We start from the raw sequence: 19,613 nt of genomic DNA, 5'->3' as shown, positions 1-19,613 counted from the left end.
TTTTTCAAGGCATAGTACCCACTATGTCCAATGTTTATGTCCATTTTTCTCAAATTTCTTTTCCTGCACCATATTCAGTTGTCAATTTTCAGTTAGAATCACATTCATTGAGATTCCGAGAAGTTATATCCCTATACGGCATATGAGGACAGCTATATCCACAATGCCTTTGAAAATGCGGGAGCTACTCTTTCCGGTGTGGAGACCGCATACAGAGTGCTGAAAAAGAGGGGAAAGATAAAAGAGGATTTTAAATTCATTACCTTCGGCGGTGACGGCGGCACCTATGACATCGGATTTCAGTCCCTGTCCGGCGCCATGGAACGGGGACATGACATGGTGTACGTGTGCTATGACAACGGCGCCTATATGAACACCGGCACCCAGCGTTCTTCCGCCACCCCCCAGTTCGCGGATACCACCACCACGCCGGCGGGAAAGGTGTCCAACGGTAAGGTGCAGGTGCGGAAGGACCTGGCGGCCATTATGGCAGAGCACCATATTCCCTATGTGGGGCAGACTGCTTTTACCAATAATTTTAAGGATCTGCACACAAAGGCGGAGAAGGCAATTTATACGCCGGGAGCCGCTTTTCTGAATATTCTTGCACCCTGCCCGAGAGGCTGGGGATATGAGACATCGGATCTGATGGACATCTGCAGGAAGGCGGTGGACACCTGTTACTGGCCGCTGTATGAGGTGGTGGACGGGAAGTGGAGGCTGAGCTATGAACCGGGGAACAAGCTTCCCATAGAAGAATTCCTGCGCCCTCAGCGCCGTTTCCGTCACCTGTTCAGGCCCGGAAACGAAGAGCTGATTGTACAGTTCCAGCAGGAAGTGGACAGACGCTGGGAGGAGCTGCAGATGCGTTGCAATTCCCACCCTTTTTAAGGCCAGTCACTTGCAAGGGTGAACTGATTCACCTGACGTGATGGCATCGGAGTGAAAACCTGATTTTGCGGAGAAATGTTATGGGATTACTGATGGGAATCGATATCGGAACTTCCGGCACGAAAGTGATGCTTCTGGACGCGGAGAAGGGTGTGCTGGGTGTGGAAAAGAAAGCGTATGATGTGGCAATTCCCAGGCCCAATTATGCGGAGCAGGACCCGGAGCTGTGGTGGAGCGCGGTACTGCATTGTATCGGAAAGCTGAGGCAGACGTTTGGCGCTCTGTTTTCCCGGATTGTGGGCATAGGGCTGTCAGGGCAGATGCATGGGCTGGTTTTGACAGACAGAAGGGGGAGGCCGCTTCGGCCGGCCATTCTGTGGATGGACCAGAGAGCAGGAGAAGAGTGCAGAGAACTGAATCGCCTGATACCGGAAAAGCTTCTTCAAAGCTGCATTCTAAACCGTATTTTTTCCGGGTTTGCGCTGACTTCTCTGCTGTGGGTGAAGAAGTGGGAACCGGAGATTTTTGCCGGGACAGGTTATGTAATGCAGCCGAAAGATTATATCCGGTACAAACTGACCGGCCTGTTCGGCAGCGAGGTGACGGATGCATCGGCAACGCTGCTGTTTGACGTGGTGAAGCGGAACTGGGCCTGGCAGGTGATGGATTTGTGCGGGTTTCCTTATGAAATTTTCCCGGAATGTCATGAGTCGGGGGAGATCCAGGGGAATGTCAGCAGGGATTGCGCGGCGGTGACAGGATTGCCGGTATCCGCCCGGGTGATCTATGGTATGGGTGACCAGCAGGCCCAAAGTATCGGAAACGGCGTTTTTGGGGAGGGGGCTTTTATCTGTAATATCGGGACGGGTGGGCAGTTTTCTGCTTTTTCCAGAGAACCGGTTTATGACAGAGAACTGCGCACGCACACTTTTTGCCATGGGACGGAGAAAGCGTATTCTGTGTTTGGTGCGATTTTGAACGCAGGAATGTCTCTGAAATGGCTGCGGGACAATGTTCTGGAAGAGAAGGATTTCATGACGCTCAGCCGTATGGCGGAGGAGATTCCTGCCGGAAGCGGCGGGCTTGTCTTCCTGCCTTATCTGACCGGAGAGCGGACGCCGCATATGGATGGAGCGGCGAAGGGAATGTTTTATGGTCTGAACCTGGCGCATACAAGGAAGCATATGGTCAGAGCGGTGATGGAAGGTGTCACTTTTGCGCTGAGAGACTGTATGGAATTGCTGGTGGATATGGGAATCCGGGGAGATGACGTGATTTCTTCCGGCGGCGGAGCGTCCAGTCCGGTGTGGCTGCAGATGCAGGCGGATATTCTGAATCGGGAAATCCGTGTGTGTCATGTGGCTGAACAGGCCTGTCTTGGGGCCTGTATGCTGGCGGGGGTATCGACGGGCCAGTTTGCTGGTTTACCGGAGGCGGGGAAACGCTTTGCGACTTACGGAGACAGGCGCTATCTGCCGGACAGGGGTACCGTGGAGGTGTACGAGGGCATTTACAGAACCTATCGGACCCTGTATCAGAGGACAAGGGGCGTGGAAGGATGAGCCGGACGGCCGGCATAAAACCGTTTACGTCGTCGGATGGGTATGTTACAATAGTGCATATGGTATTGTCATCTGAAGGAATACCGGGAAAGGAGGGACAGCGGCTGCGGAAGATGCCGCTGGAGACAGGAGAAATGGGGAAAAGCAAGCTCTATTCTTATGATTATGACGACTATGAGCAGGGGAAGAATGCAGAGTCCATGATAAAGGAGATTCTGGCGGATCCGGAGTTCCCGGAACTGGAGGAACTGATTATCGGGGGCTGGGGCGGCGAATATGAGGAGGACTGCCAGGCGATAATAGACGGCATTGTCGAGAACGCGGACAGATTCAGCCATATTACAAAGCTGTTTGTGGGGGATATGGACTTTGAAGTATGCGAGGTTTCCTGGATTATGCAGGGAAATTACAGCAGTCTCTGGAAGGCTATGCCCGGGCTGAAAGAGCTGACCATAAAGGGCAGCACGAATTTAACGCTGGGAACCATTGCGCATGACAGCCTGGAGTCCCTGACCATCATCTGCGGTGGTCTGGGAAAGGAGGTAATAGAGGAAATCGCAAAAGCGAAGCTGCCGAACCTGAAAAAGCTGCTTCTGTACATCGGGATTGAAGACTATGGCTTTGACGGGAATGCGGACACTGTCAGGGAACTGCTTGCCGTTTCTGATTTCCCGAAGCTTGCCTATCTGGGGATTACAGACAGCGAGATTCAGGATGAACTGACGGAGGTTGTGCTGGAAAGCAAGTACATTGGGCAGATTACCACACTGGATTTGTCCAACGGAACGCTGACGGACAAGGGGGGACAGCTGTTGCTGGAGAAGCTGCCCGGACTTTCCAACATAGAGAAACTGGATGTACATTACCATTATCTGTCGGATGAGATGATGGACCAGCTGGAAAAGCTGCCCATTGCGGTGGATGTATCCGAGCAGGAAGAGGCGGAAGAATGGGGCGGGAAGGTGTGGTACAATGCCATGCTGACAGAATGAGCCGGATTTTGCTGATCGGGGCGGACGGAGGGAAGAGGAGACACTATTTCCAGAAGGCCGCTGCCAGCAGGGGGATTCCGGTTGACTTTCTGGACTGGAAGGAGATCTGGTCCCTGTGTCCGGAGGCGGAGGATGTGAATGCCGGTGGGGAAAGGGGACTGCTTTCAAAACACCGGGACTCCTTGCTTTTTCAGCAGGAGAATCTGCGACAGTATGCGGTCAAGATTGATGCGCCGGAATGGGAGAGCTGCCAGCTGAGTGAGCTGGGACGGCTCACAGACCAGTATGTGGAATGGCTGCGGCGGCTTTCCCGACTGCAGGCGGGGAATTTCCTGAATCAGCCTTCCGGGATTGCGGAAGTACTGGATAAACGTAAGTGCAAGGAGCGGCTTGTCCGAAACGGCGTATCGGTGACACAGATGTATGAGGAAAGGTTCTCCCGGGGGGAGGAACTGCTTGCCTTTATGAAGGAGCACAGGCTCGGTCAGGTGTTCGTGAAGCCGGTGCGGGGAGCGGGAGCCGCAGGTGTGGCGGCGCTGCGGTTCTCGCCGGGGAACGGGAAGCTGGCGCTTTATACCTGCGCAGCCCTGGAGCAGGGGGTGCTGTTCAATACAAAGCGGATGTACAGGCTGGAGGGAAAGAAAGCGGTAGACCTTCTGGACAGCCTGTTAAAGCTGGACTGCATTGTGGAAAGGTGGTACGGGAAAGCGGTTTTTCAGGGGTATTGCTATGATCTCCGGGTGATTGTCCAGGGAGGCCGGATTGACTATATCCTGCCAAGACTTTCCAAAGGTCCCATTACCAATCTGCACCTGAACAATCACGCCATGGCGTTTCCTGAGCTGCACCTGGACAAAATCACAGTGGAGCGGATATCAGAAGTCTGTCTCAGGGCGGCGGACTGTTATCCCGGACTGAAAAGTATCGGAATGGATGTGCTGCTTGAGCAGGGGAAGCTGACGCCCAGAATCATCGAAATGAATGCCCAGGGGGACCTGCTTCACAGGGATGCTTATGGGGAGAATCGGATATATGGACGGCAGATAGAGATGATGACGGAGGGAAAATGATGAGTGAGGTACCTTTTTCGGCGTTTCGGGCCGGTATGGATGAAAAGGAATGTTCTGTTGACATGAACAGGGTGGCGGGCAGCTGTGATATTTTGTTTATCTGCCTGGATACTCTGCGGTATGACGCCGCCACAGCGGAGGAGAGAAGCGGAGGCACACCTGTATTAAACAGGTACGGCGCCTGGGAGAAGCGGCAGGCACCGGGGAATTTCACCTATCCTTCTCATCATGCGATTTTTGCCGGGTTTCTTCCGGCAAAGGAGGAAGCCAGGAGCATCGCGGAACAGGAGATACTGTTCTTCCCCAAAAGCATCGGCATGGGAAAGAAGGTTCCCAAAGGCGCGTATGGATTTGATACCGGTAATCTGGTGGAGGGACTTCACGGAGACGGATATGACACCTGGTGTGTGGGCGGCGTCGCTTTCTTTGATAAGCGGTCGGCGCTGGGAAAGGTGTTTCCCTCCTTTTTCGAGAAGAGCTACTGGAATCCTTCTTTTTCCTGTCCGGTGAAGGAAAGTACGGAAAATCAGGTGGATTTCATTTTGAAGCGCCTGGAACAGAATGAGGATCCCAGGAAGATATTCCTGTATTTAAATGTGTGCTCCATCCATTATCCCAATTATTTTTATCTGGATGGAGAGAAAAATGACAGTCTGGAGACCCACCGGGCGGCACTGCGGTATGCGGACGGCCAGCTGGGACGGCTTTTTGACGGCTGGAAGGAGAAGCGGGGAGAGACCTTTGTGGTGTGCTTTTCCGATCATGGCACCTGTTATGGGGAGGACGGCTATGTATTCCACGGGGTGAATCATCCGATGGTGAGCACAGTGCCCTATAAACACTTTTTCCTGTGAGGGAAATTTCCGTTACTGTGAACGGAGGGAACGTAACAGATCTCCCGTGGGGAGAAGAGCGTTTCCGGAGAGGTGACTTTCATGAACAGATATATCCAGTATATGTACAGCTATCCACACAAGACCGCATACAGAGCAATGCAGAATGTGAATCTGAAGAATTATATGACGAATCTGGAGGGTGAAGGACACAGCTTGTATCTTCACCTTCCTTTCTGTGAGAGCAAATGCGGCTACTGCAACCTGTTCTCCGTGGCAGGCTGCGGCAAATCACAGATGGATGCCTATCTGGATGTGCTGCCGCGCCAGATTGGGCAGTACAGGGAGATATTGCCCGAGAGCACAGTTTTCGGGGATTTTACCATAGGGGGAGGCACCCCGCTGTTGCTGGACCCAGGGCAGCTTGTGCGGATGTTCCGGATGGTGAGGAACGGTATGCCTTTGGGGGCGGAATGCCAGATTGTCATAGAGACGGCTCCGAAGCAGACGGACAGGGAGAAGGCACGGCTGCTGAAAGAGCTGGGCGTAACGAGAGTCAGCATGGGGATTCAGAGCTTTGCGGATGAGGAGCTGGCCTGGCTCGGAAGGTATCATGACAGCTGTCGGGCGCAGGAAGCGGCAGACTGCCTGAAAGAGGCGGCATTTGACTGTGTGAATTTTGATTTTATATATGGATTGCCGGGACAGACTGGGGAAAGCCTTGTGGATTCTCTGGGGCGGGCGGTTTCTTTTTCCCCGGATGAGATTTTCCTTTATCCTCTGTACATCAAACATGGCGTCAGGCTGGAAAGAGACGGAAAAGACGCCATGCTGGATTCAGATCATACATATACGCTGTATGGACGGGGCGCGGCGTATTTGAAGGAGCATGGGTATGAGCAGATGTCCATGAGACGTTTTGTGAAGAAAAAGGGTTCCGACAGTATCAAAGCGGAATTCCGGGAGTGCGGCTTTACCGGTGCGCTGGCTCTGGGATGTGGAGGAAGAAGCTATCTGGGACGGCTTCACACCTGCACTCCTTATCGGACGACAAGACAGGGTGTGCTGCAGGAGATGGAAGCCTATCTGGAAAGAGAGGATTTCTGCCCGGTCAGCCATGGTATTCTGCTTTCCGACGAGGAAGTCAGAAGAAGATATGTGATAAAACATCTGCTGATTCATCCCGGCATCTCAAAAGGTGCATACGCGGACAGCTTCGGGACAGTGGTGACAGAGGATTTTCCGATTCTCAGAACGTGGACGGAATGCGGATGGGTGATAGAGGACAGCACTTTCCTGAGCCTGTCGGTGGAGGGAATGGGACTTTCCGATTACATTGGGCCGCAGCTGATTTCGGAGAATATCAGAGAGAAAATGCTGGAGTGGGAGAGAGTCAATGGGCAGGAAAACCATTTGCTACAGGGGAAGCCTGAAAAGCTGTAATTACCACTGTTCGTACTGTCCTTTTTCCAGACACAGAGCTTCGGCAGCAGAGCTGGAAAGGGACAGACAGCAGTTTGTGCGCTTTTGCGACAGTATGGAGAAAAAGGCGGCGGAGTCAGACATCGGTGCTGTATTTATTGTGCCGTATGGGGAAGCATCCATACACAGGTGGTACTGGGAGGGCCTGGGGCGGCTTGCGGGGCTCCCGGGAATTGACCGGGTGGGAATGCAGACGAACCTGAGCTTCTCTGTGGAGGCATGTCTGAATATATTTGAATTTCACTGCGGAGGAAACGACGTTGGAGAGATGCCCGGCGCCAGGAAAGGGAAAGGCAGGCCACAGAAGAAACTGTGTATCTGGGCAACCTTTCACCCGGAGATGACAGATGTGGATACTTTTTCGGATAATTGTCATAAACTGACTGAAAATGGAGTCAATCTGTGTGTCGGGGCGGTTGGCGTACCACAGAACCTTTCTCTGCTTGGCAGACTGCGGGAAAAGCTGCCTTTGGATGTTTATCTGTGGATCAATAAGATGGATGGGCTGAGGCGTAACTATACGGAAGAGGAGCGAACGGCTTTCTCTGTAATAGATCCTTTTTTTGAAGTGGAGCTGAATCCCCCCGCCGCCGATGCCGCCATGTGCGCGGACAGATGTTTTGTGGAGGCTGACGGCAGAGTTCATACCTGCAATATCAGCAAGGCAAAAACGGTCAACTGGTATACCGGCAATGCGGAGGAAATTTTCCGGCCCCTGTGCGGCAGAAAGAGATGCAGCTGCTATCTGGCTTACGGCGGAAGGGCTGATTTTGAAGGGAGACGTCACTTCGGGGAGTATCCCATCTTCAGGATTCCGTCAGGACATATTTAGCCATTGTGGAAGTGCAGATAATCTGTTATAGTAAAAGGGAATTGGAAGAGATGGCTGATGCGGCAGAGAAGGAGGGCTTTTATGGTAAAACTGACACCGCCCATGGGATGGAACTCATGGAACACATTCGGAGAAAAGATCAGTGAGAAATTAATATTGGAGACAGCTGATGTCATGGCGGAGAACGGTCTGCTGGAATGCGGATATGATTATCTGGTCATTGATGACTGCTGGTCTCTGAAGGAGAGAGACAAGACGGGAAGACTGGTTCCGGACCCTGAAAAGTTCCCCGGAGGGATGAAGGCAGTGGCGGATTATGTCCATTCCAAAGGGCTGAAATTCGGTATGTATTCCTGCGCGGGGAATCTGACATGTGCGGGATATCCCGGAAGCTATGAACATGAATTTATCGACGCGGAGACCTTTGCGGGATGGGGTGTGGACTTTCTGAAGTATGACTACTGCTATCACAGCCCGATTGTGGCCGGAAAGTATCTCTATCGTCGAATGGGACTTGCACTGGAAAACTGCGGGAGAGATATTCTGTTCAGCGCCTGTTCCTGGGGAGCAGATGAGACACATGAGTGGATTAAGGAATCGGCTGCAGGCATGTGGCGTTCCACGGGAGACATTTTTGACACCTGGGAATCTGTGAAAAAGCTGATTAAACAGCAGGAGAAACTGCATCCCTATAACGGCGTGGGCTGCTTTAACGATATGGACATGCTGATTGTGGGAATGTACGGGAAGGGGAATGTGGGACTGAAGGGCTGTACCGATGTCCAGTATAAGACCCATTACTCTGTGTGGGCGCTGCTGGGTTCCCCTCTGATGATTGGCTGTGACATCCGGAACATGAATGAGGAAACCAGGAAGATTCTCATGAACCGGGAATTGATCCGCATCAATCAGGACCCGCTCTGTCGCCAGCCTGTGAAGCTGACGGGCATCTGGAGCGGAGAAGACATGGTGATGTATGCCAGAATGCTCTCGGACGGCGATATTGCCATAGGGCTGTTCAACCTCAGCGAAGGCAAAAGTGCCGGAAGATTTAATCTGGATGAGCTGGGGCTGCCCATGAGTACCGGGAAGACCCTGGAGATGACGGAAGTATGGACGGGAGAGAAATTTACCGTGAAGAACTCCACGGTTGCCCGTAATCTGGAAGCATATGACTGCGAAGTATTTCGAGCCAGAGTGGTGGGGCAGTAGCCATGGATTCCGTATGTATGCAATGTGGGAAAAAACTGACTCCCAATGAAATCGGCGCACACAAAAAGTTTATCAATCGAGGCAGTACGACGTTCCTGTGCCGCATCTGCCTTGCAGGGGAACTGGATGTGCCGCCGGAGCTGATAGATGAGAAAATAGAGGAATATAAAAGACAGGGCTGTACATTGTTTGTATAGCCCTGTCTTTTATGCACAGAAGGCGCAAAAAGGTAAAATCAGGTGGAACTGGACAAGTGCCTGAAACTCTGAAATAGAAGTAGGAAAGAGAAGGAATATATGGTATAATTACCTTATTCTTGTCAGGAAAATTATAAAAGTTATTATGGTATGTCTGGAAGATGAGCGGATGTAAAATCATTTGAAGGAGAATGTCAATATGATAGTTGCAGATAAACGGGACTATAGAAAAGGCTATAAGAAACATTACGAATTGTATAAACGCCTGAAGAATGAGAACTCGGATGTTAACAGCAGAAGATTGCTGTTAATCTACAGTGTGGAATGCGGACTGAAATATAAATTGCTGGTTCAATGGAGGGAAGAAAACCCCAGACGAATACTGGAGAGTGTGGACGAAAAGAAAAAAACTATTTTAAAATCCCATAACCTGGAAAAAATATTAAAAGAACTGGGACAGCAGGGGATCTTCAGGTTCCCACAATTGGAATCAATACATAAAGATTCGGTTCCCACAGAGGCATATCATCAGCTTTATCGTTATTGTATCAACCTGAATGAAAGAGATCGTGATAAGGAAGAAAAATTGGAGGAAACTCTGAAAAACGTAGCCTGTTGGATAGGAGAAGGGATGTGAAGAGATGTTATTGTATACATGGAAAGATGTGGAAAGAAAGCTATGGCTGAACAGAGAAAAGTGGAAGAATATAATAAACGATATTGAAATATATGCGGAGGAGATGGTAATTCATTTAAATAATAATGATTCTGTAAATGCCGCAAAAAACAGAATAAATGAAATACTGGATAATAAATATGACGATGAAAAGATTTCTCTGGATTTGCCCGGAGCATTTTTAAAAGTTGTTTTTGAAATAGAGGAAACCGGGAAAAAAGAAGAGGAAAATGATAATGTAATCCCTCTTTTTAAAAATGTATTATATCAGAAAAGTGCATACTACAGTGAACTTATAGACAAAGAACTGCCAGGAGCACCTGTGTTGGCATTTCATTCTTATAAGGGAGGAGTGGGCCGCACATTGTCAGTGTTGGCATTCGTTAAGGCATGGTCATCGCTTACAGACCTGAAGAATCCTAAAAGATTGCTTATTGTAGACGCAGATATAGAAGCGCCGGGAATCACATGGCTTACTTCCGCAGAAGAAGCAAAGTTCAGCTTTTTGGATTTATTGGAAGTGACACAGGAAAAAGATTGCGTTGATGAAATCATAGAAGCCGTTGCCGACAGAGTATCTCAGTTGACCGTTAAAATAGAGACGGAAAAAAGCATAATAGAGCATATGGTTTTACCCACATATAGATATTTAGAGCAATTACTGGATATGTATTCAAGTCCGGAAAGCCTGGCTGTCAGTTATAATAAAAAGTATATTCTGGCAGAAGTTTTATCAAGGCTTGGGGATAAGCTGGGAGCGGAATTGGTACTGGTTGATTTACGGGCAGGGCTGAGCGAGTTTTCGGCACCTCTGTTGTTTGATCCTCGTGTAAAAAAATATTTGGTAACATCTACTTCCTATCAGTCTGTAAAGGGAACTGAAATTTTGTTGCATCAGTTGAGCAAGGGACTGCCTTTGAAGGCAGATTCGATGATTCCGGAAATACTGCTGACCATGGGGCAGGAAGGGACCAATGTTACAGATATCATCAGTGAACTGGTTTCTGTTTATGATCAATATGTTGCAGATGACAATGTGTCCATAACAGATAATATTGTGACGGAACTGCCCTTTGCAGGTGAGCTTGTGCATTTGGAATCTCTGGAGAAAATCATGAAAAATCTGAGCGGCAGAGATTTCTATAAAAATATTCTGGAAATCGTCCGAAACAGCTATGGTGTTCAGAAAGAAGTACAGAAAACAGAAACGCAATTGACACGGAAGGAGGCTATCGAACGTATTCATGACTTTGCTGTAAGACAGATTACAGCGGAGGGAAATGGTGCTTTTGAAGTTCTGATGACAGAGTCCATTCAGAATCTGATAAGAAAATATAGAAACACTGTGCCCAACGCAGTAATTATGGGGGCGAAAGGTTCAGGAAAAACCTTTTTGTACAGAGAGATTTTGAGAAGTCAGTCATGGGAAAAGTTTGTTTCGCAGATGGATAAAAGTAACCTGTACAGGACAGCGGAGGAAAGTCATGGGGGACAGGTGATAACAATTCCTTTATTGGCGTCAGGCAATGCAGGGGGATTTCATGAAATTATAGAACAGGCCATACAAAATTATAACAGCTATGGTCTGAAAGGAAAAGTGAGTCCATCGGGATATATTAAAAACAGAGATGCGTTGTTAGGATATGCACGAGAGAAATATGATGTTTTGGGATGGAAAGAAATATGGAAGAAGGTAATACTGGGGGCTGTGAACGGTGCATACCAGTCCCTTGAAGAAATGGAAGAGGATTTAAGTGACAAGGGAATTAAGATATTATTCTTAATAGATGGTTTGGAGGAAATTTTTCAGCGAACAATATCCTCTGAAACGGAAAAAAACGCTGTGGTAGCACTGTGCAGAGATTTGTTGGATGAGGTAAAAATACGCTGTAAAAATGTGGGACTCATGTTGTTTTTAAGAAAAGATATGGCAAGGGATTCTTTGACAGTTAATTATGAACAGTTCCATTCACTGTATCGTAGTGTTGAGCTGCAGTGGAACAGTACGGAGGCGTTAAGGCTTGCAGTATGGTTGGTCAGCCAGGTAGTGCCTGATTTTTATAAAGAGGAAGCAGTTCTTGAGATGGCACCCAGAGAGATTATTGACAAGACTCTGCATAAATTGTGGGGAATAAAACTGGGAAAACCAACGTCAAATGAAGCAAATTCTTCCAGATGGATTCTGGCAGCGCTGTCGGATTTCAACGGACAGCTTCAGGCTCGGGATATCATACGCTTTTTGGAAAAAGCCACTGTAACAGCAGGAAAACCTGTTTATCCGGACAGATATTTGATGCCTCTTGAAATTAAAAAGGCGGTATCGGACTGTTCTGCTGAAAAAATCCGTGAAATTAGAGAGGAAATCAAGGCACTGGACCCGATTTTTGACAAACTTGAGAAGGCGCCGGCAGAGAAGAAAATATTGCCGTTCCATAGTGATACCTTTAACCTGACTCAGGCAGAAGAAAGGATTATGAAACAGGAGGGCTATCTAAGGATAGAGAACGATAAGTATTATCTGCCGGAAATCATCAGGCATGCCTTGAAATTCAAATATGGAACAGGAGCCAGACCCAAAGTGCTGTCATTGCTGTTCAAGTGATTCATATGGCATGAATAAGAATAAGCCATGGTCTGGAAAGCTATCTGGGTGTTTTCATAGTGGGAGGCTTCTGTGGGCAGGATGAAATTTGTCCTCAGGAAACAAGTGACTGGAACGTTGTCTACAGAGTAAAAGTGGAGACGTGATCAGGAGCTTAAATTTTGGATATGACAAAAGTAAATGAAGAAAAGCAAAATGGCGTTACCCATTGATTTATCGGGGGATGCCATTTTTTTATATCACACTGCTTTCCAGGGACATGGTACATAAGTTTATTAAGTTTTAACGGTTTTTTAAAATTATTAAAATAAATATTGACAGTATTGACAGTATGTAATATTATAAGCCCATAAAGCTGTAAGACAGGTTTACAACCAGATGGTATTGATATAAGAACTGTGTGGCAAAAACTGCAAACGGAAGAACAGAGCTCCCGGCTACAGGAGGTGAATATATATCAATATTAATTACAATATCAGTAAAGAAGTACTGTGTGATCAGATAGCAGACCGGATTGAACAGATGATTTTAAGCGATAAAAGCCGTGTGGGACAGAAGCTGCCGTCAGAGCAGGCGCTGGCTACCGGTTTTGGAGTCAGCAGGCCGGTGATCCGCGAGGCGCTGGCAGTTCTCAGGGCGCGGGGACTGGTGGCGGTACAGTCCGGCGAAGGCTCTCACATCGTACCGCCGGAGCCGATCCATGTGGTAGATGCGGTTAACCGTATGACGAGGATGCGGTATATCAGCCCGGGAGAGGTATATGAAGTCCGGGTCTGGCTGGAAGCGAAGGCGGCGTATCTGGCAGCGGCCAATGCGACTGGCGAACAGCTGGATGAGCTGAATGCTGTCAACCGCAGGATGGAAGACAGCAGGAAGGATGTAAGACGCCAGGCACAGCTGGACCTGGAGTTCCATCAGAAGCTGGCGGAGATGTCCGGCAACCGGCTTTTGAGCATATTTGTCCAGTCCATGAACGGAATCCTGCAGTATATGCTGGAAAGCACGTTGGGCCTGCCAAGGGCCCGGGAAGACGGAGTGGCCTATCATGACCGCATCATTGAAACACTCCGGACAGGGGATAAGGATATGAGCGAAGCGATTGTCAGGGATCATCTGATGATGTCCATGCGGAATTTTGAATTTACGGAAGAAAATCAGAAACTGGCCGGCGGGGGTGAAGGGACCGGAGGATTGTTACAGGATCCGGAGAAAAGGAATGAGGAGGAGAAAATTTATGAGTAACTGGACACAGCGTTTTCAGATGATGCCGGGGAATCCGCCCAGCGAGGGGTATCTGTTTGCCAATCATGAACCGCTAAGGCGCAGCGGACACCTGGGACATGCCCTGGTGGAGTACGAACCGGGGAAGCTGCTGGCCTTCTATGCCAGCTGTGATGCCGGAGATCCAAAGTGGAATGGGCACTCGGGTTATGGCTGGATGGAATACAGACGTTCCATGGATGGCGGGAAAACCTGGTCGGAGCCGATTATGGAGCCCAACTCGAAAGCCATGTTTGAACGGCACTGCGGCCGCACCCTGATGTGCGAGAAAGCTGTCTGCGCGTCCGACGGAACGATTATTCTCTATTATCTGACCTGTGATATGGAGACCAACGGACATCGCTGGGCACCGTTTTTTGAACCGCATTACGCGGTCAGCCATGACGGCGGAGAGACCTTTTCCGAACCGAAGATGTTCGTTCATGAGGCCGGCCGCATCTGGGATGTTCTGAATCATGACGGACAGATCTATGTCCTGTTTGCCGACTGCCCGGAGCTGCCGGGGATTGAGCTTATGCGCCCATACAAATACAGGCTTTATGTCAGTGAGGACAATGGGGCTACCTATACGCTCCGCTCGGAGCTTCCGTTTGAGAGTACGGTACAGTGTGTCTACGGGACGATGGAATTCGGACCGGACGGGAAACTTATCGCCTATATCTATGATAAGCAGGACGAACACAATCTGAAATACCTGGTCAGTGAGGATGCGGGAAGGAGCTGGGGGGTGAACCGCAGGGCTTTCTTCGAGAAAAAGCTGCGCAATCCACAGCTTGTGTACTTTGCCGGCGGGTGGTGGATTCACGGCAGGAGCGGAAACCTTGGACGGGACAAGGGACATTTTGTTCTGTATCACTCTGAGGATGGAGTCGAATGGGACAGGGGAAGCTTTGTCAGGCTGGCGGACCAGGGGCTCGGCGCCTATTCCAACAATCTGGTTGTGCATTGTCCGGATGGCCGGCAGCAGCTGCTGATTCAGGCATCGCACGCCTATGACCAGAACAGAACGAATGTATACCACTGGTGGTTAAAGGAGAAGGAGACCATCAGCCGGGAATAAAGCCTGTATCGGGGTGTGGGGTGGCTGACGGATAAAGGAGGAGAAGCTGTAATGGCAAATTTATTTCGTGAAAAACTGAATTCGGGCCGGAGGCTGCTTGGCACGCATGTCAACCTGACCGACTACCATATATGTGAGATGATGGGGGCTGTCGGATTTGATTATCTCTGGATCGACATGGAGCACTGCTCCATCAATTTTAACAGTATGGAAATGCATCTGATCGCAGCGAAAGCGGCAGGGACGCCTACGCTGGTCCGTGTGCCCTGGAATGATATCCCGGATATCAAGCGTGTGCTGGAGACCGGGCCGGATGCGATACTGATCCCGATGATTGACAACGTCGAGGAGGCCAGGCGGGCAATTGATACCTGTATCTATCCGCCGGAAGGAAAGAGAGGATATGGGCCCAGCCGTGCGATATGCTACGGAATTGACGACGCACATGAGTATGTTCGCGGCAGATATAAGGAAATGCTGCGTTTTCTGCAGATTGAGAGTAAAAATGCGATTATGGAGCTGGAGGAGATAGCGCGGATTCCATATGTGGATGGATTTATCCTGGGACCCAATGATCTGAGCGGGTCGGTGGGAATTCCCTGTGAGTGGTGGACAGAGGAGGTTGACCGGCTGATAGACCTGGCAATCGAGAAGGCACATCGCTGCGGTAAGCCGATTGGGCTGTCCGCAGCATCGACAGACCCGGAAATCCTGACACACTGGTTTCAGAAAGATGTGGATTTCATCTCAGCCGGCACAGATATCGGCTGCATTGTCCAGGGGTCCAGGGAGAATCTGACTGTAATGCGCAGGCTTGCCGCAGAATACGGGAAGCACTGAGAGAATCCGTAAATGCGGAACGGTGAAAGCAGCTTGACAAGCAACAAAATGTATCTTAAGATTATACGGTAAAGCTGTATGACAGATTTAACGCAGTGATTAAAACGGGGAGAACTCATGGACATCAATTACCATATCAGTAAAGAAGTTCTGTGCGATCAGGTAGCAGATCGGCTAGAACAGATGATTCTCAGTGACAAGGCCCAGGTGGGGCAGAAGCTGCCGTCAGAGCAGGCGCTGGCAACCGGTTTTGGCGTCAGCCGTCCGGTGATACGGGAGGCGCTGGCAATTCTGCGTGCGAGAGGGCTGGTGACGGTCCAGGCAGGCGGCGGCTCCAGCATCATTATCCCGGAGCCCATTCAGATGCTGGATGTGGTTAATCGCCTGACGAGAATGCGTCACATAAGTGCAGAGGAAGTCTATGAGGTCCGTATTCAGCTGGAGGTCATGGCGGCACGTCTGGCGGCGGTGAATGCGACGCCGGAACAGCTGGATTGTATGGCGGAGATCAACCGGGAGATGGAGCGGGAGACGGGAAATGCGAAGGTGCGGACGGAGTTGGATCTGAAGTTCCATCAGCAGCTGGCAGAGGCCTCCGGCAACCAGCTTCTGAATATTTTTGTGCAGTCCATGAACGGTATTTTGCAGACGATGCTGGAGAGTGTGTTCCGGTTGCTGCAGTCTCATGAAGACGGTGTCTCTTATCACAGTAGGATCATTGAGGTGCTGCGTTCCGGTGACAGGGATCGGAGTGAGGCGGTTATCCGGGAGCATCTGATGATGTCTATGCGGAATTATGAACTGGTCAGGGCAAAGGCCGGGTCTGAAGGAGCGGCAGAGTCGGAAACACAGCGCCGCCGTGCTGAAATGGACGGCGGCTGACAGAAGAGAATATGGAAGCATCCAAGAAGCAGGGCTGTATATTATTTATATGGCTCTGCTTTTTGCAGATAACAGTCCGGTGGCCTGCCTGAACCGTTCCCTGTTCCGGATTATCGTCAGACTGACCTCTAAATATACCCTAGACATTTCTGATAAAAAAGGTTATAATATACGATGTTGGAAAATTATGCTGGTCTTTTGGAAGCATTGATTTTGGTGGTGTCGGATGAAGAAGCGGAAAGACGAAGACAGAATAGTGTATCAGTCACTTGCCATGGTTACACAGTTCGGCCTGAATATGATTGTTCCTATCTGCTTGTTATCCGCGGCGGGCGTCTGGCTGGACAGAAAATTCGGTACCTCTTATCTGACAATTCTGCTGTTTGCGGCGGGGGCAGTGGCGGGAGGGCAGAATGTGTACCGCATGGCGAAACGTCTGTACGGGAACGGAGAAGGAGATGAGGAACAGGGAGACGCCGATGAAGATAATCGAGACATTGAAGAAAACGAATAGAACGCTGCTGGAGATGCAGCTGGGGATGGTGTTTTTCGGTGTCGTCTGTCAGGCGGCGGGCGTCTGGTTTGTGGAGGATAAAGGAAATTATACCCTGAGTCTCTGGTTCGGGGTTGCTTTTGCTGTGGCCGGCAGTATTCATATGTGTCGGACGCTGGACAGGGCGCTTCTGTCCGGCGGGGACGCTTCGGGAATCGTGACGAGAGGGTATCTGTTCCGATATTGTATGGTGGCGGCGGTTTTGATTGTCATTTCTGTGACGGGGGCAATGAATCCGCTGACTTTTTTCCTTGGTTATATGAGCCTGAAAGTAACGGCTTATCTTCAGCCGATTACTCATAAACTGTGCAATAAGCTGTTCCATGAGACGGATCCGGTGGCGGAACCTCTGGAGGAAGAGGCTGCTGCGCAGGAGGGAGAGATTCCTGCACAAAATTCTTAGGAAAGAGAGGTGAGAGTATGGGACATGGAATTTTGCTGTCCGGTGAGTCTGGCGTTGACTTTACAATTCACGGGGTATTTCAGTATTCCTTTTTCGGACATCAGGTATGGATAACCACATCACATGTGTGCATTCTGATTGTTATGCTGCTGCTGGCAGTTTTTGCCATCGCAGCGAAGAGATGTATGGCGAAGGCATCGGAAGTACCGGGCAGTTTCCAGAATGTGGTGGAAATGATTGTCGAGATGCTGGACAATATGGTAGGCGGCTCCATGGGGCAGGCAGCTCCGAGATATTTTAACTATATCGGAACCATCTTTATCTTTATTCTGGTCAGCAATATTTCCGGCTTGCTGGGGCTTCGGCCTCCGACGGCGGATTATGGCGTTACATTGCCGCTGGCAATACTGACATTTTCCCTGATTCACTATAACAAGTGGAAATATCAGAAACCGCTGACAATCTGGACAGACCTTTGTTCTCCGTTGCCGCCGTGGCTGCCCATTTGGCTGCCGATTAACGTGATCAGTGCCGTTGCGGTGCCGATTTCACTGTCATTGCGTTTGTTTGCGAACGTTCTGTCAGGAACGGCCATGATGGCATTGCTTTACGGGCTGCTGGGATGGTTTGCCACAGCCTGGCCTGCGGCGCTTCATGTGTACTTTGATTTGTTCTCCGGAGCAATTCAGACTTATGTATTCTGTATGCTGACCATGACATACATTTCAAATGAGATTGGCGATGGCACGCGCCGTTAGCAGTAAGAGGGGAATCCGCAGGCGGATTTTTCTCAAAACCTTATTATCATTTTTATATTCAGGAGGAAAATAGAATGGATTTCAACGAAAACTTTATCTTAGGATGTTCCGCAATTGGTGCAGGTCTGGCTGTTATCGCCGGTATCGGACCTGGTGTGGGCCAGGGTATTGCAGCCGGACACGCGGCGGCGGCAGTGGGACGTAACCCCGGGGCTCAGCCCAAGGTTATGCAGACCATGCTTCTTGGCCAGGCAGTTGCAGAGACCACCGGTCTGTACGGTCTGCTGGTTGCCATTCTGCTGATGTTCGTGAAACCCCTTCTGCCCTAATAATGTGAGAAGATTGAATGCATTTTAGAAGGCAGAAAGGAGGTTAAAATGGTATTTTTATCAGTGAACGGGTCCATGACAAGACTGTTTGACCTGGACTGGCAGCTGTTGGCTGATTCTGTTCTGATGATCATTGCCATCTTTTTCCTGTTCCTTATTTTGAGCTATTGTCTGTTCAATCCGGCAAGGAAGACGCTGAACGGCCGCAGGGACAAGATTCGGAGCGAGCTGGATACGGCAAAGCAGGCTATGGAAAATGCCCAGAGTCTGAAAAAGGAATATGAGACAAAGCTGCAGGAGATTGACAAGGAAGCGGAGAGCATCCTGAGTGAAGCACGCAAAAAGGCTCTGGCCAATGAAAATCAGATTGTGGCCCAGGCCAGGGAAGAGGCAGACCGCATTCTGGAGCGGGCCCGTGTGGAGGCAGAGCTTGAAAAGCAGAAGATGTCTGACGACGTAAAACGTGAAATCATAGTTGTCGCATCGCTTATGGCAGGTAAAATTGTGTCCGCATCCGTAGATACTGCCATGCAGAATCAGCTGATTGATGAAACCTTGAAAGAAATGGGTGATAAGACATGGCTAAATTAGTATCCAAAACATACGGCGAGGCCCTGTATGAGATAGCCATGGAATCAGGCGTGGACAGGGCCGGTGAGCTGCTGGAGGAAATCCGCGGTATCAGCGAGCTGCTGAAGGCGAATCCGCAGTTTGACGAATTGATGAAACACCCGGGGATTCCGAAGCAGGATAAACTGCAGGTGGTGGATAATGTCTTTAAAGGGCGGGTCAGTGATGAGCTGACAGGCCTCTTTGAGGTTGTGGTATCCAAAGAACGTTATGGCGATCTGCCGGCAATTTTTGCTCATTTTACCGAGAGAGTAAAGGAACAGCAGAGAGTGGGAGTGGCTTATGTGACCACTGCCGTGCCGCTCAGCGCCGCTCAGCGCAGTGCTGTGGAGGCAAAGCTGCTGGAGACCGGCGGATACAGAAAGATGGAATTGAATTATCAGGTGGATACCTCAATTATAGGCGGGATGATCATCCGCATAGGAGACAGAGTGGTGGACAGCAGTGTCCGCACGAAGTTGAACGGTTTGACAAAACAATTATTACAAATTCAGCTGGGCTGACCGGCTGGAAGAAAGGTGCGACAGA

The 19,613-nt window shown here is 49.8% G+C and carries 20 protein-coding genes and 1 pseudogene; all 21 read left to right on the top strand.

Going from position 1 to position 19,613, the window contains the following annotated elements; translation table 11 throughout:
* Positions 1-123 precede the first annotated feature (123 nt).
* Positions 124-891 (top strand): annotated as a pseudogene (locus NSB25_RS12635) (thiamine pyrophosphate-dependent enzyme); the annotation flags it as partial.
* A gap of 80 nt (positions 892-971) precedes the next feature.
* Entirely contained in the window at positions 972-2,453 is a 1,482-nt protein-coding gene (xylB, locus tag NSB25_RS12630; RefSeq protein ID WP_103239883.1) for a xylulokinase, read from the top strand.
* The gene (locus NSB25_RS12625; protein WP_306817597.1) at positions 2,450-3,445 is read left to right on the top strand and encodes an STM4015 family protein; all 996 of its coding nucleotides are present in this window, start codon (positions 2,450-2,452) and stop codon (positions 3,443-3,445) included. The genes xylB and NSB25_RS12625 overlap by 4 nt, the downstream gene beginning before the upstream one ends.
* Complete coding sequence (locus tag NSB25_RS12620) at positions 3,403-4,515, top strand: STM4014 family protein (protein ID WP_242982415.1); 1,113 nt, start codon at positions 3,403-3,405, stop codon at positions 4,513-4,515. The genes NSB25_RS12625 and NSB25_RS12620 overlap by 43 nt, the downstream gene beginning before the upstream one ends.
* Positions 4,512-5,369, top strand: a complete 858-nt coding sequence (locus NSB25_RS12615; protein ID WP_103239884.1) for an STM4013/SEN3800 family hydrolase — start codon at positions 4,512-4,514, stop codon at positions 5,367-5,369. Before NSB25_RS12620 ends, NSB25_RS12615 begins: the two co-directional genes overlap by 4 nt.
* Before the next feature lie 81 nt (positions 5,370-5,450).
* A complete protein-coding gene (locus NSB25_RS12610) occupies positions 5,451-6,791 on the top strand; it encodes an STM4012 family radical SAM protein (protein ID WP_103239885.1) in 1,341 nt (446 codons plus the stop codon).
* Positions 6,745-7,662: an STM4011 family radical SAM protein gene (locus tag NSB25_RS12605; protein ID WP_172455103.1), complete on the top strand. Its 918-nt coding sequence runs from the start codon at positions 6,745-6,747 to the stop codon at positions 7,660-7,662. The genes NSB25_RS12610 and NSB25_RS12605 overlap by 47 nt, the downstream gene beginning before the upstream one ends.
* A gap of 81 nt (positions 7,663-7,743) precedes the next feature.
* Positions 7,744-8,874 carry a glycoside hydrolase family 27 protein gene (locus tag NSB25_RS12600; RefSeq protein WP_103239886.1) on the top strand — a complete coding sequence of 377 codons (1,131 nt, stop codon included), beginning with the start codon at positions 7,744-7,746 and terminating at the stop codon, positions 8,872-8,874.
* A gap of 2 nt (positions 8,875-8,876) precedes the next feature.
* On the top strand, positions 8,877-9,071 hold the full coding sequence (locus tag NSB25_RS12595) for a hypothetical protein (RefSeq protein ID WP_103239887.1): 195 nt from the start codon (positions 8,877-8,879) through the stop codon (positions 9,069-9,071).
* A gap of 199 nt (positions 9,072-9,270) precedes the next feature.
* Complete coding sequence (locus tag NSB25_RS12590) at positions 9,271-9,708, top strand: hypothetical protein (protein ID WP_103239888.1); 438 nt, start codon at positions 9,271-9,273, stop codon at positions 9,706-9,708.
* A 4-nt stretch (positions 9,709-9,712) separates the two neighbouring features.
* Positions 9,713-12,349 (top strand): KGGVGR-motif variant AAA ATPase, encoded by a 2,637-nt coding sequence (locus NSB25_RS12585; protein ID WP_103239889.1) that lies wholly within the window; start codon positions 9,713-9,715, stop codon positions 12,347-12,349.
* A gap of 450 nt (positions 12,350-12,799) precedes the next feature.
* Positions 12,800-13,591 carry a FadR/GntR family transcriptional regulator gene (locus NSB25_RS12580; protein ID WP_330671174.1) on the top strand — a complete coding sequence of 264 codons (792 nt, stop codon included), beginning with the start codon at positions 12,800-12,802 and terminating at the stop codon, positions 13,589-13,591.
* Positions 13,584-14,690, top strand: a complete 1,107-nt coding sequence (locus NSB25_RS12575) for a sialidase family protein (RefSeq protein ID WP_103239891.1) — start codon at positions 13,584-13,586, stop codon at positions 14,688-14,690. The genes NSB25_RS12580 and NSB25_RS12575 overlap by 8 nt, the downstream gene beginning before the upstream one ends.
* 51 nt (positions 14,691-14,741) lie before the next feature.
* A complete protein-coding gene (locus NSB25_RS12570) occupies positions 14,742-15,530 on the top strand; it encodes an HpcH/HpaI aldolase family protein (RefSeq protein WP_146040043.1) in 789 nt (262 codons plus the stop codon).
* Between the two features lie 117 nt (positions 15,531-15,647).
* Positions 15,648-16,412 carry a FadR/GntR family transcriptional regulator gene (locus NSB25_RS12565; protein ID WP_103239893.1) on the top strand — a complete coding sequence of 255 codons (765 nt, stop codon included), beginning with the start codon at positions 15,648-15,650 and terminating at the stop codon, positions 16,410-16,412.
* 226 nt (positions 16,413-16,638) lie between these two features.
* Positions 16,639-16,926: an AtpZ/AtpI family protein gene (locus tag NSB25_RS12560; protein WP_103240004.1), complete on the top strand. Its 288-nt coding sequence runs from the start codon at positions 16,639-16,641 to the stop codon at positions 16,924-16,926.
* Positions 16,892-17,368 (top strand): ATP synthase subunit I, encoded by a 477-nt coding sequence (locus NSB25_RS12555; protein WP_172455104.1) that lies wholly within the window; start codon positions 16,892-16,894, stop codon positions 17,366-17,368. The genes NSB25_RS12560 and NSB25_RS12555 overlap by 35 nt, the downstream gene beginning before the upstream one ends.
* Positions 17,369-17,385: 17 nt before the next feature.
* Positions 17,386-18,126, top strand: a complete 741-nt coding sequence (gene atpB, locus NSB25_RS12550; RefSeq protein ID WP_103239896.1) for a F0F1 ATP synthase subunit A — start codon at positions 17,386-17,388, stop codon at positions 18,124-18,126.
* 74 nt (positions 18,127-18,200) lie between these two features.
* Positions 18,201-18,455, top strand: a complete 255-nt coding sequence (atpE, locus tag NSB25_RS12545) for an ATP synthase F0 subunit C (RefSeq protein WP_103239897.1) — start codon at positions 18,201-18,203, stop codon at positions 18,453-18,455.
* Between the two features lie 75 nt (positions 18,456-18,530).
* Positions 18,531-19,046, top strand: a complete 516-nt coding sequence (gene atpF / locus NSB25_RS12540; RefSeq protein WP_103240005.1) for a F0F1 ATP synthase subunit B — start codon at positions 18,531-18,533, stop codon at positions 19,044-19,046.
* On the top strand, positions 19,034-19,588 hold the full coding sequence (gene atpH, locus NSB25_RS12535; RefSeq protein WP_103239898.1) for an ATP synthase F1 subunit delta: 555 nt from the start codon (positions 19,034-19,036) through the stop codon (positions 19,586-19,588). The genes atpF and atpH overlap by 13 nt, the downstream gene beginning before the upstream one ends.
* The last annotated feature ends 25 nt before the right edge of the window (positions 19,589-19,613 follow it).

The organism is Acetatifactor muris (assembly GCF_024623325.1).
GTDB classification, from domain to species: Bacteria; Bacillota; Clostridia; order Lachnospirales; family Lachnospiraceae; genus Acetatifactor; species Acetatifactor muris.
This window is presented reverse-complemented; position numbering and strand designations above follow the sequence as displayed.

Coding starts and splice junctions, on each gene's coding strand:
- xylB (WP_103239883.1), top strand. CDS start 972: ATGGGATTACTGATGGGAATCGATATCGGAACTTCCGGCACGAAAGTG.
- NSB25_RS12625 (WP_306817597.1), top strand. CDS start 2,450: ATGAGCCGGACGGCCGGCATAAAACCGTTTACGTCGTCGGATGGGTAT.
- NSB25_RS12620 (WP_242982415.1), top strand. CDS start 3,403: ATGGGGCGGGAAGGTGTGGTACAATGCCATGCTGACAGAATGAGCCGG.
- NSB25_RS12615 (WP_103239884.1), top strand. CDS start 4,512: ATGATGAGTGAGGTACCTTTTTCGGCGTTTCGGGCCGGTATGGATGAA.
- NSB25_RS12610 (WP_103239885.1), top strand. CDS start 5,451: ATGAACAGATATATCCAGTATATGTACAGCTATCCACACAAGACCGCA.
- NSB25_RS12605 (WP_172455103.1), top strand. CDS start 6,745: ATGGGCAGGAAAACCATTTGCTACAGGGGAAGCCTGAAAAGCTGTAAT.
- NSB25_RS12600 (WP_103239886.1), top strand. CDS start 7,744: ATGGTAAAACTGACACCGCCCATGGGATGGAACTCATGGAACACATTC.
- NSB25_RS12595 (WP_103239887.1), top strand. CDS start 8,877: ATGGATTCCGTATGTATGCAATGTGGGAAAAAACTGACTCCCAATGAA.
- NSB25_RS12590 (WP_103239888.1), top strand. CDS start 9,271: ATGATAGTTGCAGATAAACGGGACTATAGAAAAGGCTATAAGAAACAT.
- NSB25_RS12585 (WP_103239889.1), top strand. CDS start 9,713: ATGTTATTGTATACATGGAAAGATGTGGAAAGAAAGCTATGGCTGAAC.
- NSB25_RS12575 (WP_103239891.1), top strand. CDS start 13,584: ATGAGTAACTGGACACAGCGTTTTCAGATGATGCCGGGGAATCCGCCC.
- NSB25_RS12570 (WP_146040043.1), top strand. CDS start 14,742: ATGGCAAATTTATTTCGTGAAAAACTGAATTCGGGCCGGAGGCTGCTT.
- NSB25_RS12565 (WP_103239893.1), top strand. CDS start 15,648: ATGGACATCAATTACCATATCAGTAAAGAAGTTCTGTGCGATCAGGTA.
- NSB25_RS12560 (WP_103240004.1), top strand. CDS start 16,639: ATGAAGAAGCGGAAAGACGAAGACAGAATAGTGTATCAGTCACTTGCC.
- NSB25_RS12555 (WP_172455104.1), top strand. CDS start 16,892: ATGAAGATAATCGAGACATTGAAGAAAACGAATAGAACGCTGCTGGAG.
- atpB (WP_103239896.1), top strand. CDS start 17,386: ATGGGACATGGAATTTTGCTGTCCGGTGAGTCTGGCGTTGACTTTACA.
- atpE (WP_103239897.1), top strand. CDS start 18,201: ATGGATTTCAACGAAAACTTTATCTTAGGATGTTCCGCAATTGGTGCA.
- atpF (WP_103240005.1), top strand. CDS start 18,531: ATGACAAGACTGTTTGACCTGGACTGGCAGCTGTTGGCTGATTCTGTT.
- atpH (WP_103239898.1), top strand. CDS start 19,034: ATGGCTAAATTAGTATCCAAAACATACGGCGAGGCCCTGTATGAGATA.